The sequence below is a fragment of the Brevundimonas sp. LF-1 genome, assembly GCF_037055305.1.
Lineage (GTDB): Bacteria > Pseudomonadota > Alphaproteobacteria > Caulobacterales > Caulobacteraceae > Brevundimonas > Brevundimonas sanguinis.
The window spans coordinates 1,523,576-1,536,273 of sequence record NZ_CP146349.1; the positions used below are offsets into that span (position 1 = coordinate 1,523,576).

Below are 12,698 nucleotides of genomic sequence, written 5' to 3' on the forward strand. Positions count from 1 at the left end.
CATGGCCGTCTTCACGCCCGTCACGCCGCAACAGGCCGACGACTATCTCATGCGCTACCCTCTCGGCGGCCTGGTCGAACTGACCCCCATCGCCGAGGGGGTCGAGAACACCAACTATCGCCTGGTGACGGATCGGGGCGCCTATGTCCTGACGCTGTTCGAGGGGCGGACCGACCCGTCGGCCCTGCCGTTCTGCCTGGGGTTGACCGGACGGCTGGCGGCGCAAGGGTTCCCCACGCCCGCGCCTGTGGCGGATCGCGAGGGCCAGGTGATCGGCCGCCTGAATAATCGCGCCGCCGCCATCGTCGAATGGACGCCCGGCGCCTGGAAGCGCCAGCCGACGGACAAGGACCAGTATCGCGCCGGTCAGGTGCTCGCCCTGCTTCATCTGGATGCGGCCGACTATGAGGGCGTGCGCGAGAACCCCGTCGGGCCGCGCGCCTGGGCGGATCTAGCCGCGCGCTGCGACGGGATCGCCCAGGGCGAGGACCGCCGGATGCTGGAGCAGATGCAGCGCCTGCTGCCCGATCTGGCCCGGCCGTGGAGCGACCCGACCTTGCCGCGCGGCCCGATCCACGCCGACTACTTCCCCGATAACGTCCTGTTCGCGGTGAACGAGCATGGGGCGACGGACGTGGGCGGGGTGATCGACTTCTACTTCGCCTGCGTCGACGTGCTGGCCTACGACCTGGCCATCGCGCTGAGCGCCTGGGGGTTCGACGCCGAGGGGCGGCCCATGCCGTCGGCCCTGCGCGCTTTCCAGAAGGGCTATGAATCCGTGCGTCCTCTGTCGGACGCCGAGCGCGAGGTCCTGCCCGACCTGGGCGCCGCGGCGGCGGTGCGCTTCACCCTGACGCGTCTGCACGACCGCCTGTTCCACGACCCGACCAACCTGGTCACGCCCAAGGACCCGGCGCCCTTCTTCCGGCGGCTGGACTACTGGAAGGCGGCGGAGGCGGTGTGAACCTTCTGTGATCAAGGCGGCCTCTTTATGCGAAAGGGCCGCCTTTTTCATCCCTGCTGATGCGGCAGGACAAGGCGCCGCAACCGGGGAACAAGCTTGGCGGCCAATGCGCTCCCTCTACATCTCAGAATGGAGGACAGCATGACCGCAGCCGACAAGAACCGCGCCCTGGACCGTAATGAAGCGGAGTGGGTCGAGATGAGCCGTGCGGCCGCGCGCCTGACTGACGCCCAACTGAGCGATCTTCTGCGACGACTGCGCGAGCGGCGCGACCGCGCCCAGCGGCTGATCCGCACCCGCACCCGTCAGGCCAGCCGCGAGGGCAGGCCAATATCGATGCGGGCGCGCGTGAAAAGAAGGCGCAGCTGGCTGACGCGATCCAGCGCGCGGCTGACGAACAGAAGCGCCGTCGCTCATCGACCTCAGCGACGCGCAATCTGAAAGCCGCTGTGGAACGCAAGGCCGAACAGACGCATGACGGCATCCCGGACAACCGCACGGCCCATACCGATCCCGCCGACACCCCGAACGACAAGATCGCTCCGTCCGGCGCTCTTCACGCCGAAGGGATGAGGGCCGCCATCAGCCGCTCGACCGGCGACCGTTGAGCCAGAGTCGCTAGAGGGTGAGCGTCAGCCCGCCTTCGCGAACCCTTCACCGCCGCCAGGGCGGCCTCGGGCGTGTTCTCGATCACCGTCAGCTGCTCGGGACGGTCGCCCAGGGCTCCGATGACGGGGGCCGGTTCCGGCTCGAACCCAAGCACGTCTGAGACGAAGGCGCCGAACTTGGACGGGTGGGCGGTGGACAGGGCGACGATCGGCGCGCCGTTGCGGTCCAGGCGGCGCGCGGCGGCCAGGGCGACAGCCGTGTGCGGGCAGACGATGCGGCCCCAGGCGGCGTGGGCGTGGGCGATCTCTGCCTTGGTCGTCGCCTCGTCGACCGAGACGGCGGAGACTTCGGCGCGCAAGGCGGCCAGCAGGTCGGGCGACAGGGTGACGGAGCCTTCGCGCGCAAAGGTCTCGAAGACGGCGCGGGTCGCGTCGGCGTCGCGGCCGGAGGCTTCATAGACCAGCCGTTCGAAGTTCGAAGGGGCCTGCACGTCCATGGAGACGCTGCCGCTCTCGACCGCCGGGTGGCGAGCATAGACGCCGTCGTTGATGGCGCGGGCCAGGGCGTCGTTCTGATTGACGGCGGCGACGAAACCGGCGGCGGGCAGGCCCATCTTCTTGGCGGCGATCCCGGCGAAGGCGTCGCCGAAATTGCCGGTCGGCACCACGAAGGTCGCCGCCTGGCCCAGCTGGGCCGTGGCCGAGACGTAATAGGGAATCTGGCCCGCCAGACGGCCCCAGTTGATCGAGTTGACCGAGGACAAACGGCCCTGTTCGCGCAAGGACTCCTCGGCCAGCAGCCCCTTCACCAAACGCTGACAGTCGTCGAAGTCGCCGCGCACGGCCAGGTTCAGGACGTTGTCGGCCTCGACCGTCGTCATCTGCTTGCGCTGCACCGGCGAGACGCGGTCCAGCGGATGCAGGACGATCAGCTTGATGCGCTCGGCGCCGGCGAAGGCGCGCACGGCGGCGGCGCCGGTGTCGCCGCTGGTGGCGGTCAGCAGGGTCAGGGTCTCGCCCGTCGCGGACAGGGCCTCGTCCGACAGGGCGGCGACCAGCTGCATGGCCAGATCCTTGAACGCCGCCGTCGGGCCGTGGAACAGCTCCAGCACGAACAGGCCGGGCTCCAGCTCGACGAGGGGGTCACCAGCGGATGGTCGAAGCCCTGGGTCAGGCGGTCCAGGGCGCGATCCAGCGCCCCCGCAGGCAGGGCGCCGCCGATGAAGGGCGCCATGGCCGCCTTGGCGATCTCGGCGTAGCTGCGTCCCGGCCGGGTGGCGTCGACCGGCAGGGCGGGCCAGGCCTGGGGCATGTAGAGGCCGCCGTCCGGCGCGATTCCGCGCAGCAGGGCGTCCGAGAAACGGGTCGGAGCGGCGTCGCCGCGCGTCGAGAGGTAGCGATCAGCTGAATTCGTCATATCGAGGTTGTTTCTAGCCGTCGTTGGCCGCTTCGTCATGATTATTTTGCGTATGCGAAGGGAAAGTTCGCCAGATGACGCAACAACCTGGTTGCGACTGGGCAATCGGCGCGCCTTGCCCCGTTGCGGGCCCTGTCTCGAGGGAAAAGGGCTGGCGTCAGAGCCGTGGCCGGTTCATGTCAGGCTGATGAACCGCCGCTCTCTTTTCATTCGCGCCGGAGCCGCCGCCGCCGCCGTCGGCGGCGGATTGTGGCTCAAGGATCATGTGCTGTGGCGACGCCCCGGCGTGACCTTCGGCGCAGACGGGGGCAGCGGTTGGCTGGAGTTCGTCGCGCCCCGGACCCTGTTGCCGACCGTGCCGGTGCGGCTGGCGGGGCGCGAGCTGACGGCGCTGGTCGACAGCGGCGCCCAATATTCGGTGATCGACCGGCGACTGGTGGGCGAGCTGGCGCTGGATCGTTTCTTCGACATGCCGCTGATCGCCTATGGCGTGGACGGGCGCGCCCAGATGGGGCGAGGCGTGACGCTGGACCTGGCGTTTGGCGAGGCGCGCATCGAGCGCCTGCGCGCCGGAATTCTGGACCTGGGGCCTCTGTCGGAAGAGGAGGGACTGGGGGCGCCGCTGATCCTGGGGCAGGATCTGCTGATGCAGGCGGGGCTGGAAATGGACCTGCGGCGACGGCGGTTGCGGCTGTTCCGCAAGGCGCAGACGGAGCCGTCGCCGGCCTATCGCGCCATGCCCGTGCGGCGGGCCGGCACCTCCCTGATCGCCGATACGGTGGTGGAGGGCGTCAGGGTTGAGGCCGTGCTCGACACCGGCTCTTCCGCCCTTTTGGCGCTGAGCGAAGGCGTCGCGCAGGCGGCGGGTCTGCTGGACGGCCGCCCCGAACGGGAGGGGTCAAGCATCGTCCTGGGCGGGGTGGCCAGGGCGCGTCTGATTAAGGCCAAGAGCGTGGCTCTAGGGCCGGAAATCTGGCGCGATGCGACGATCGCCGTCTACGCCGACCGGGCGCTGCCCAACTACCCCGACGCCCTGCTGGGCATGGAGGCGTTCGCAGGGCGCGATATTATTCTCAACCTTGACGACGGAGAGTTGCACGTGGCGCCGTTGATGGATGTGACGATTGTTTAGCTTTGCAGACTGTCAGTGCGGAGAATCCGTTTCATCCGCGGCCTGAAGGGGGATAAGCGGCCCGCATGAGCGCCTCGCCGTCCATGATGTCCGTATCGCCGGGTCAAAGGCTGGAGAGCCTGGACCTGCTGCGCGGCTTCGCCCTGTGCGGCATTCTGCTGGTCAACATCATGATGATGGGCGGCGCCTGGGACCAGTATCATCCGGACCTGCCGCCGACGCTGGCCAATCCGGACTGGTCGGCGTGGATCATCCAGCATCTGTTCGTGCAGGGGTCGATGCGGGGGTTGTTCACCCTGCTGTTCGGCGCCGGCATGCTGCTGATCACCCTGCGCGGCGAAGACGGACGCGGGACGATCCAGGCGGCGGACGTGTACTTTCGACGTTGCATCGCGCTGCTGGCGCTGGGCGTGTTCAACGCCACGGCCCTGCTGTTTCCGGGCGATATTCTTTACGTCTACGGACTGTCAGGCTTTCTGCTGTTTGTTTTCCGCATGGCGCGGCCGCGCACCCTGATCGCCCTGCCGGCCGCCTTTCTGCTGCTGTTGACGGCCGAGTCGGCCGTGGTGGGCGCCTATCAGACGATTGAGGCGCGTCGCGGGTCTGAACTGGCGTTGCAGGTCGAGGCGGGCGCGTCACTGTCGGCCGAAGACGCCGAGGCCCTGCAGGCGCACAGCCGCGCCCAGCAGGCGCAGAGCCTGTCGCCGGAGGCTGTCGCTGAAGAGGTCGCCGTGCGCACCGGCGGCGTCGCTGGCCTGCTGAAGTGGAGCGTGCGGACCTGGCTGGACTATGCGGCGTCCAGCTACACCATCACCCTGGTCATTGAAACGGTCGCCTTCATGCTGTTGGGCATGGCGCTGTTCAAGCTGGGCGTGCTGGGCGGCGCCCGGTCGCTGGGGTTTTATCTGGTTCTGACGGCCTGTGGTTATGGCGTGGGGCTGGCGGTCAACGGCGGCCAGGCGGTGGTGCTGTGGCTGAGCCAGTTCTCGTCCCAGGCCTGGGCGACGCAGAGCAGCTATGAACTGGGCCGCTGCGCCATGACCCTGGGACACGTCGGCCTGTTGCTCTCTCTATGGAAGATGAACGCTCTGGGGTTCGTCGGACGGGCGTTGCGCAACCTAGGACGGATGGCCCTGACCAACTATCTGGGACAGTCGGCGATCGGAGCCCTGTTGTTCTATGGGCTGAACCTGTGGGGCAAGCTGGACTGGTGGGGCCTGTGGGGCGTCGCGGCGTGCATCTGGGTGTTTCAGATGACGTTCAGCGCCCTGTGGCTGCGCGCGTTCAACATGGGACCGCTGGAATGGGCGCTGCGCTGGTTTGCCTATGGGCGGCCCTCGCCGCTGAAACGCGCGAAGGCCGCCTGATCCGCTCAGTTCAAAGCTGGGAGAAGGTGTCGCAAGCGGCCGGATCGCCAGTCTGATAGCCGCGTTGCAGCCACTCGACCCGCTGGGCCGAGGAGCCGTGGGTGAAGCTCTCGGGCGAGACGCGCCCGCCGCCGCGTCGTTGCAGGGCGTCGTCGCCGATCGCCTGAGCTGTCTTCATGCCCGCCTCCAGGTCGCCCGGCTCCAGCGCCACCTGGCCGCCCGAGGCTGCCGGAGCGTTGCGCGCCCAGACCCCGGCGTAGCAGTCGGCCTGCAGCTCCAGTGCCACGGAATAGCGATTGCCCTCGGCCTTGCTGCCCGCCTGCTGCTGGGCGCGCTGCACCTGCTGGCTGGCGCCGGTCAGGGTCTGGACGTGATGGCCGTACTCATGAGCCAGGACATAGGCCTTGGCGAAATCGGCGCTGGACCCGCCCAGCTTCTCCATCTCGCGCCAAAAGCTCAGGTCCAGATAGACCTTGTGATCGGTCGGGCAATAGAAAGGCCCCATCGCCGACTGGCCATAGCCACAGCCCGTCGACGTGCCCTGTTCGTAAAGGACCGTGGTCGGCGCTGTGTAGCCGTTCAGCTTGGCCGTCCATACGTCGTTGATGTTTGTGCCGACCACGTCGACGAACTGACCGGCCTGGTCCTCGGGCGTGCCGATTTGGCCCTGCTGCTCGGCCTGACCCACCCCTCCGAACTGGCTGGCGACCTGCTGGGTGGTGTTGGGGTCGATGCCGAAGACGAAATAGCCGATGGCCGCCAGCACCAGCATGCCGATGCCGCCGCCCGCGACCGCGCCGCCGCCCATGCCGCGCCGATCCTCGATCCCCCCGCCGCGCCGTCCGCCCTGCCAACGCATCTATCGCTCTCCGCTGTGTCGTCTGTTCTGAAGCTAGGCTGAAACGCAGGCGCAGGTGAAGAGATGCAAAGGCAACCTCTTCGATCCCAGGAAATCAGTGCGGGGGTCGGTTCAGCCAGGCGTCGATCTCGGGGACGCCCGCCGCGTCTTGGTCCACGGTCGGCGATAGACGTTGTGGCGGGGGCAGGGGGCTGAATAGGGCTCATACGCCGTCAGAGGCGGAGCGACGGGGACAGGGGTCCGCGTCGCCTCCAACTGACGCAGGGCGAGCTCCGTCTGAAGCCGCAGCCGGGCGGCGTCGGCCTCGCGCTGGTCCGCTTGCAGGCGCAGTTGCTCGATCGCTTGGCGGTGCTGTTCAGCGGCCGCTGTCTGAGGGCTGTAGCCGGCAGGCGCGGGCCGGGCCATCCAGGCCAAGTTTGCGCCTGGGCCGAACCCGCTAGGCCCAGATGGGCGACGAACAGCGACAGGATAACCGGAAGGGGGCGCATGGAAAGAAGATGGGCGCCGCGTCACTTCGCGCCAAGCGGGGCCGCAACCTCTGGCCGGACGAGCGGTTCTAAGCGGACCGCCGATCCTTATCCTCGCAACCCCAAGGAGCCTCTCACATGGCCGACACTTCCAAGAAGACTCTGGCTGGAAAAACCATTGCTGTCCTGGCGACCGACGGGGTCGAGCAGATCGAGCTTCAGGAGCCGGTGAAGGCGCTGCGCGCAGAAGGCGCGACGGTCGAGGTGATCTCTCTGGAGCCCGGTTGGATTCAGGGCTTCGATCACCTGACGCCCGACGAGAGGATCGCAGTCGACAAGACGCTGAAGACGACGGACGCCTCTCGTTACGACGGCCTGGTTCTGCCGGGCGGAGTCGCAAATCCGGATCAGCTCCGGACGGAGCAGGCGGCGCTTAAGTTCGTCCGCGCCTTCTTCGACGCGGGCAAGCCGGTGGCCGCCATTTGCCATGCACCGTGGATTCTGATCGAGGCGGGCGTGGCCGAGGGGCGCACCCTGACGGCCTACAAGTCCATCCGCACCGATCTGCGCAACGCCGGCGCCGAGGTGGTGGACAAGGAGGTGGTGGTCGATGACGGCTTGGTCACCAGCCGCTGCCCCGACGATCTGCCCGCCTTCAACGCGGCGATGATCCAGGCCTTCGCCGAGGCGCCTCGCGCAGGTCGACGCGAGGCGAAGTCGGACGAAGCGCGGCCGTCAGCCCACTAGGCCGTCAGATCGAGAAGCTGACGCCGCAGCCGCAGCTGGAGGCGGCGTTGGGATTGCGGATCACGAACTGCGCCCCCGCCAGTTCGTCGACGAAGGCGATCTCAGAATCCTTCAGAAAGGGCACGGACACCGGGTCGATAACGACGGCCTGGCCGTCGCGGCGCACCACCAGATCATCGGCCTGCGGACCGTCGACCAGCTCGAAGCGGTACTGGAAGCCTGAGCAGCCGCCGCCGTCGACGGCGACGCGCAGCAGCACCGGCTTGCCCTCGGCTTCGGACAGTTTGGACAGGCGGCGCGCTCCGCTTTCGGCCAGCGTGATGCCTTCGGGCGACCGGGTCGCGATCGACAGCGACAGGTCGCGGGCTGATTCTGTAGATTGGACGATGCTCACAGCCCTCTATATGAGGGTCTGACAGGCGTTCGCAAAGGCCTGTCGCCATCACGAAGTGCCGCCGCCTTGAGCCTGCCCCGCGTTTCCTACGCCGAAAACCCCGCCGCGAGCCGCGGCCGCCATGTTTTTGAGCCCGCCAGCCGCACCCGCACCGCCTTCGCCCGCGACCGCGACCGCATCATTCACGCCACCGCCTTTCGCCGCCTGAAGGAGAAGACCCAGGTCTTCGTGGCGCATGAGGGCGACCACTATCGCACCCGGCTGACGCACAGTCTGGAGGTGGCGCAGATCGCCCGGTCGCTGGCCCACGCCCTGCGGCTGGACGACGACCTGGCCGAGACGGTGGCCCTGGCCCACGACCTGGGCCACCCGCCGTTCAGCCACGCGGGCGAGGACGAACTGCACGAGCAGATGAAGGCCTTCGGCGGCTTCGACCACAACGTCCAGAGCTTCCGCGTCGTGACGGAACTAGAGACGCGCTATCCCGGCTTCCCGGGCCTGAACCTGAGCTGGGAGACGGTCGAGGGCGTGGTCAAGCACAACGGCCCGGTGGCGCATCTGCTGTCCGACCCGGCCTGGAAGGCGGTCGCCGCCTATGCGCCGGGCGGATCGGCCGACTGGGATCTGCGCCTTGGCACCTTCGCCTCGCTGGAGGCCCAGTGCGCGGCCATCGCCGACGACATCGCCTATAACAACCACGACGTCGACGACGGGGTTCAGGCGGGGCTGTTCAGCCTGGCCGACCTGGCCGACGTGCCGCTGATCGGGCGCTGCATCGCCAGCGCGCGCGCCGACTGGCCCGACATCGACGAGCGGATGCTGCGGCTGGAAGCCGTGCGCCGGATGATCGGCGTCATGGTCGACGACGTTCTGGCCGAGACCGAAGCCCGTCTGGCCAAACACCGCATCGAGACGGTCGAGGATGTCCGCAACGCCCCCGAGACCCTGGTGCAGTTCTCGGCCGGCATGATGGCGGAGCTGGCCGTTCTGCGCCGCTTCCTCTTCGAGCGGATGTATCGCCATTACCGCGTCAACCGCACCCGCAGTCAGGCGCGCCGGGTGCTGGCCCAGCTGTTCCAGCTGTTCATGGCCGAGCCGGAGGTGATGCCGCCTGAATGGCAGGCCTCGGCCCTGACCGACGACAAGAACGCGCGGGCGCGGGCCGTGTGCGACTACATCGCCGGGATGACGGATCGTTACGCCATCGAGGTCCACAGGAAGCTGTTCAGTCTCGACCTCGCCCTCGATCTGTGATTCGAGAAGGGCTTCACGGCGCGTTAGACTGAGCGCCGAGGCGCGCCGATCGCGCGCGTGTCCCACGACCACCAAGGCGCGACCCATGTCCTACGACGACGATCACCGAGGCAACCCCAACGCTGGGCCGAATGGGGGCCGGGACCGAGGCGCTTACACGCCGCCGACCGACGACGACCTGCCCTTCACGCGCGGCGGCTATGACCCGCGTCGGGCCGGCCGCCAAGTCGCCGCCGATCACCCTGATCATCAGCGCCATCGTCCTGCTTCTGCTGATCGTGGCCGTGGTGGTCTTCTACCGCTCGGGCGTGCGTTCCTCGACGGACGCGCCGCCGGCCGTCGGAACCCCGGTCGAAAGCATGAAGGTCGAGGCCCCGCTGGACGCGCAGCCGATCGACCCGGAGGCCGACATCCGGGTCTATCGCGACGGCGGCGAGCCGAGCGACGCCGCGCCGACCTTCACCCCCGGTCCGGAAGAGGTGCTGCCGCGCCCGCGCCGACGACCCCGGCCGCGCCGGTCGAGTCCTCGACCCCGCCGCCCGCCGCGCCCGCACCGGCGGCCAAGGCCCCGGCCGCGCCTGCGCCCGTAACGCCTGCTCCGGCGACGAAGGCTCCGGCGCCCGCACCCGCTCCGGCTGCGACGGGCGGATCGTCCGGCGTGCAGATCGGCGCCTTCTCCTCGACCGCCATTGCTGACCGCGAATACGCCGCCGTCGCCGCCCGCTTCGGCCAGTACGCCTCGGGCGCTGAGAAGCGCGTTCAGGAAGTCACCGCGTCCAACGGTTCGACCGTCTACCGGACCACCTTCACCGGCATGAGCCGTGAACGCGCCGTCGCCTTCTGCAATGCGCTGAAGGCTGCGGGCCGCGACTGCATCGTCCGCTAAGGGGCGAGCGCACATGACCTCCGCCGCCATCTACGGCTGCTCCGGCCACAGGCTGACGGCGGAGGAGCGCGCCTTCTACGCCGAGGCCAAGCCGTGGGGCTTCATCCTGTTCCGCCGCAACGTGGACAGCCCCGAACAGGTCAAGGCGCTGGTGTCCGAGTTGCGCGACAGCGTGGGGCGCGACGACGCCCCGGTGCTGATCGATCAGGAGGGCGGCAGGGTCCAGCGCCTCGGTCCGCCGCACTGGCCCAAATATCCGCCGGGCGCCGCCTATCTGAAGGCGACCAACGATCCGGCGGCGGCGCGCGAGCTGGTGCGTCTGGGCGCACGGCTGATGGCCCACGACCTGCGCGAACTGGGCATAACGGTCGACTGCGTCCCGGTGCTGGACGTGCCGGTGCCGGGCGCCCACGACATCATCGGCGACCGCGCCTACGCTCAGGATCCGGCGACCGTGACCCAACTGGGCCGCGCGGCGGCGGAAGGGCTGCTGGCGGGCGGCGTCCTGCCGATCATCAAGCATATTCCCGGCCACGGCCGCGCCTTCTCGGACAGCCACCACGACCTGCCGGTGGTCGAGACGGCGATCGAGGACCTGGACGCCTGGGACTTCGTCCCGTTCAAGGCGCTATCGGACATGCCGATGGCGATGACGGCGCACGTGGTCTTCACCGCCGTCGACGCCAAGCGCCCGGCCACCACCTCCAAGAAGGCGATCCGCCTGATGCGCGAGCGGCTGGGCTTCTCGGGGCTCATCATGTCCGATGACCTGTCGATGCAGGCCCTGTCGGGCAGCCTGACCGAGCGCGCCGAACAGTCGCTGAAGGCGGGCTGCGACGTGGTGCTCCACTGCAACGGCGACCTGACGGAGATGGCCGCCGTCGCCGAGGGGACCAAGAAGCTGAAAGGCGAGGCCAAGCGCCGCGCCGAGGCCGCGCTGAACCGCATCGTTCGCGCGCCCGAGCCGCTGGATGCCGTCGGGGGCCGCGCCCGGCTGGAGGCGGCCCTGAGCGGCCGCTTCGACGCCGCCAAGGGGCCGGACGTCGGCGAGGCGCAAGGGTGATCGCCGGGGAGGGCGCATGAGCCAGGCCTTCCAGCCGATCTCGACTTCACCGCCGTCGAACAGGTCGAGGCGCAGGAGGCCTTTGTCGTCGACCTGGAGGGCTATGAAGGCCCGCTGCACGTCCTTCTGGCCCTGGCGCGGACGCAGAAGGTGGACCTGCTCAAGCTGTCCATCACCCGCCTGGCCGAACAGTATCTGGCCTTCGTGCATGAGGCGCGGCGGCGCAACTTCGCCCTGGCGGCCGACTACCTCGTGATGGCGTCGTGGCTGGCCTATCTGAAGTCGCGGCTGCTGATCCCGCGCAACGAAAAGGACAAGCCGGAGGAGCCCCCGGCCGAAGAGATCGCCGCCGCCCTGGCCTTTCGCCTGCAGAAGCTGGAGGCCATGCGCACGGCGGTGGAGGCCATCACCGGCCGCCCGCAGCTGAAACGCGACGTCTTCACGCGCGGCGACCCGCAGGCGACCGTCATCATCCCGTCCGACCGGGTGGACGCCAGCCTCTATGAGCTGATGAGCGCCTATGTCGCCCAACGCCGCCGCGAAGAGCGCCGCAAATACGCCCCCGGCCAGCGGGTCGAGGCCTTCCAGCTGGAGGCGGCGCGCGACTGGCTGCGCGAGATCATGCCGCGCCTAGCCGAATGGACGCCGCTGGAGCGCGTGGCGCCCCAGAAGCCAGAGGGGCGGGAAGGCCCGAGCCAGGCCAGCTATACCGCCTCCACCCTGTCGGCCAGCCTGGAGCTGGTGAAGGAAGGCGGCATGGACATCCGCCAGGAGCGGCCTTTCGACGCGGTGTGGCTGAAACGCAGAGGGCTCGGCCAGCCCCTGGAGTTGACGCCGTGACCCTCGACTTCACCCCTGACCATTTGGAGATCGAGCGCCGCGTCGAGGCCCTGCTGTTCGCGGCCGCCGCCCCCTTGTCGCTGGCCGAGATCGCGCGCCGCCTGCCGCAAGGCGCCGACGTCGGCGGGGCGCTGACCGCGCTTCAGGAACGCTATCAGGGCAGAGGCGTCGAGCTGGACTGCGTGGCCGAGCGCTGGCGGTTCCGCACAGCCCCCGATCTCGGCTTCCTGATGACCGAGGAGCGCGAGGAGCCGCGTCGCCTGTCCAAGGCCGCGCTCGAGACCCTGGCCATCATCGCCTATCACCAGCCCTGCACCCGCGCCGAGATCGAGAGCGTGCGCGGCGTCTCCCTGTCCAAGGGCACGCTGGACCTGCTGCTGGAGATGGACTTCGTGCGCCTGCGCGGGCGGCGCCGTACGCCCGGACGGCCGGTGACCTACGCCACGACCGACCGCTTCCTGGAGCATTTCAGCCTGGCGAGCCTCTATGACCTGCCGGGCGTGCAGGAGATGAAGGCGGCGGGCCTGCTGGACCTGTCCATGCCGGTCGGTTTCGAGGTGCCGGACCCCTCGCGCGCCGGCGACGACGAGGGCGAGGATCTGCTGACCGGGCTGGACGGCGGGACCCCCGAATTCGCCCAGGATTTCATCAGCGAGGACGAAGAGTCGCAACCTTAGCCGGGACGGATCGTCGCGCTCAC

General features: G+C 68.9%; 15 protein-coding genes and 1 pseudogene. 11 read left to right on the forward strand and 5 right to left on the reverse strand.

Annotated elements, in window-relative coordinates; genetic code table 11:
* Position 1 precedes the first annotated feature (1 nt).
* Together V8F63_RS08365 and V8F63_RS08370 are read left to right on the forward strand one after the other, a co-directional pair.
* On the forward strand, positions 2-964 hold the full coding sequence (locus tag V8F63_RS08365) for a homoserine kinase (RefSeq protein ID WP_392352841.1): 963 nt from the start codon (positions 2-4) through the stop codon (positions 962-964).
* 141 nt (positions 965-1,105) lie between these two features.
* Complete coding sequence (locus tag V8F63_RS08370) at positions 1,106-1,405, forward strand: hypothetical protein (protein WP_392352842.1); 300 nt, start codon at positions 1,106-1,108, stop codon at positions 1,403-1,405.
* A 115-nt stretch (positions 1,406-1,520) separates the two neighbouring features.
* Here the strand turns inward: V8F63_RS08370 and thrC are convergent, their stop codons facing one another.
* Both thrC and V8F63_RS08380 read right to left on the reverse strand, forming a co-directional pair.
* Entirely contained in the window at positions 1,521-2,684 is a 1,164-nt protein-coding gene (gene thrC / locus V8F63_RS08375; RefSeq protein ID WP_392352843.1) for a threonine synthase, read from the reverse strand.
* Positions 2,579-2,989, reverse strand: a complete 411-nt coding sequence (locus V8F63_RS08380) for a hypothetical protein (protein WP_392352844.1) — start codon at positions 2,987-2,989, stop codon at positions 2,579-2,581. Before V8F63_RS08380 ends, thrC begins: the two co-directional genes overlap by 106 nt.
* 187 nt (positions 2,990-3,176) lie before the next feature.
* Here V8F63_RS08380 and V8F63_RS08385 point away from each other — a divergent pair, with 187 nt between their 5' ends.
* Positions 3,177-4,121 (forward strand): aspartyl protease family protein, encoded by a 945-nt coding sequence (locus tag V8F63_RS08385; protein WP_392352845.1) that lies wholly within the window; start codon positions 3,177-3,179, stop codon positions 4,119-4,121.
* Between the two features lie 65 nt (positions 4,122-4,186).
* The gene (locus tag V8F63_RS08390) at positions 4,187-5,488 is read left to right on the forward strand and encodes a DUF418 domain-containing protein (protein WP_392352846.1); all 1,302 of its coding nucleotides are present in this window, start codon (positions 4,187-4,189) and stop codon (positions 5,486-5,488) included.
* A gap of 10 nt (positions 5,489-5,498) precedes the next feature.
* Here the strand turns inward: V8F63_RS08390 and V8F63_RS08395 are convergent, their stop codons facing one another.
* Together V8F63_RS08395 and V8F63_RS08400 are read right to left on the reverse strand one after the other, a co-directional pair.
* A complete protein-coding gene (locus V8F63_RS08395; RefSeq protein ID WP_392352847.1) occupies positions 5,499-6,347 on the reverse strand; it encodes a neutral zinc metallopeptidase in 849 nt (282 codons plus the stop codon).
* Between the two features lie 111 nt (positions 6,348-6,458).
* Positions 6,459-6,761, reverse strand: coding sequence for a hypothetical protein (locus V8F63_RS08400; RefSeq protein ID WP_392352848.1), 303 nt, complete (start codon positions 6,759-6,761; stop codon positions 6,459-6,461).
* A 191-nt stretch (positions 6,762-6,952) separates the two neighbouring features.
* Here V8F63_RS08400 and V8F63_RS08405 point away from each other — a divergent pair, with 191 nt between their 5' ends.
* Positions 6,953-7,561: a type 1 glutamine amidotransferase domain-containing protein gene (locus V8F63_RS08405; protein ID WP_303683639.1), complete on the forward strand. Its 609-nt coding sequence runs from the start codon at positions 6,953-6,955 to the stop codon at positions 7,559-7,561.
* A 4-nt stretch (positions 7,562-7,565) separates the two neighbouring features.
* Here the strand turns inward: V8F63_RS08405 and erpA are convergent, their stop codons facing one another.
* Positions 7,566-7,913 (reverse strand): iron-sulfur cluster insertion protein ErpA, encoded by a 348-nt coding sequence (gene erpA / locus V8F63_RS08410; protein WP_167309537.1) that lies wholly within the window; start codon positions 7,911-7,913, stop codon positions 7,566-7,568.
* A gap of 108 nt (positions 7,914-8,021) precedes the next feature.
* On the opposite strand from erpA, the gene V8F63_RS08415 reads away from it, so the two are divergent.
* From V8F63_RS08415 to scpB, 6 genes and pseudogenes are all read left to right on the forward strand, one after another.
* Complete coding sequence (locus tag V8F63_RS08415) at positions 8,022-9,209, forward strand: deoxyguanosinetriphosphate triphosphohydrolase (RefSeq protein WP_392352849.1); 1,188 nt, start codon at positions 8,022-8,024, stop codon at positions 9,207-9,209.
* 200 nt (positions 9,210-9,409) lie between these two features.
* The gene (locus V8F63_RS08420; RefSeq protein WP_392352850.1) at positions 9,410-9,799 is read left to right on the forward strand and encodes a hypothetical protein; all 390 of its coding nucleotides are present in this window, start codon (positions 9,410-9,412) and stop codon (positions 9,797-9,799) included.
* A 68-nt stretch (positions 9,800-9,867) separates the two neighbouring features.
* Positions 9,868-10,095: an SPOR domain-containing protein gene (locus tag V8F63_RS08425; protein ID WP_392352851.1), complete on the forward strand. Its 228-nt coding sequence runs from the start codon at positions 9,868-9,870 to the stop codon at positions 10,093-10,095.
* Positions 10,096-10,108: 13 nt separating this feature from the next.
* Positions 10,109-11,158, forward strand: coding sequence for a beta-N-acetylhexosaminidase (gene nagZ / locus V8F63_RS08430; protein ID WP_392352852.1), 1,050 nt, complete (start codon positions 10,109-10,111; stop codon positions 11,156-11,158).
* 16 nt (positions 11,159-11,174) lie between these two features.
* Positions 11,175-11,998 (forward strand): annotated as a pseudogene (locus V8F63_RS08435) (ScpA family protein).
* Positions 11,995-12,675 carry an SMC-Scp complex subunit ScpB gene (gene scpB / locus V8F63_RS08440; protein WP_392352853.1) on the forward strand — a complete coding sequence of 227 codons (681 nt, stop codon included), beginning with the start codon at positions 11,995-11,997 and terminating at the stop codon, positions 12,673-12,675. Before V8F63_RS08435 ends, scpB begins: the two are co-directional and overlap by 4 nt.
* The last annotated feature ends 23 nt before the right edge of the window (positions 12,676-12,698 follow it).

Excerpts from the sequence above, each read along its gene's own strand:
- V8F63_RS08365 (WP_392352841.1), top strand. The coding sequence starts at position 2 with ATGGCCGTCTTCACGCCCGTCACGCCGCAACAGGCCGACGACTATCTC.
- V8F63_RS08370 (WP_392352842.1), top strand. The coding sequence starts at position 1,106 with ATGACCGCAGCCGACAAGAACCGCGCCCTGGACCGTAATGAAGCGGAG.
- V8F63_RS08380 (WP_392352844.1), bottom strand. The coding sequence starts at position 2,989 with ATGACGAATTCAGCTGATCGCTACCTCTCGACGCGCGGCGACGCCGCT.
- V8F63_RS08385 (WP_392352845.1), top strand. The coding sequence starts at position 3,177 with ATGAACCGCCGCTCTCTTTTCATTCGCGCCGGAGCCGCCGCCGCCGCC.
- V8F63_RS08390 (WP_392352846.1), top strand. The coding sequence starts at position 4,187 with ATGAGCGCCTCGCCGTCCATGATGTCCGTATCGCCGGGTCAAAGGCTG.
- V8F63_RS08395 (WP_392352847.1), bottom strand. The coding sequence starts at position 6,347 with ATGCGTTGGCAGGGCGGACGGCGCGGCGGGGGGATCGAGGATCGGCGC.
- V8F63_RS08405 (WP_303683639.1), top strand. The coding sequence starts at position 6,953 with ATGGCCGACACTTCCAAGAAGACTCTGGCTGGAAAAACCATTGCTGTC.
- V8F63_RS08420 (WP_392352850.1), top strand. The coding sequence starts at position 9,410 with ATGACCCGCGTCGGGCCGGCCGCCAAGTCGCCGCCGATCACCCTGATC.
- nagZ (WP_392352852.1), top strand. The coding sequence starts at position 10,109 with ATGACCTCCGCCGCCATCTACGGCTGCTCCGGCCACAGGCTGACGGCG.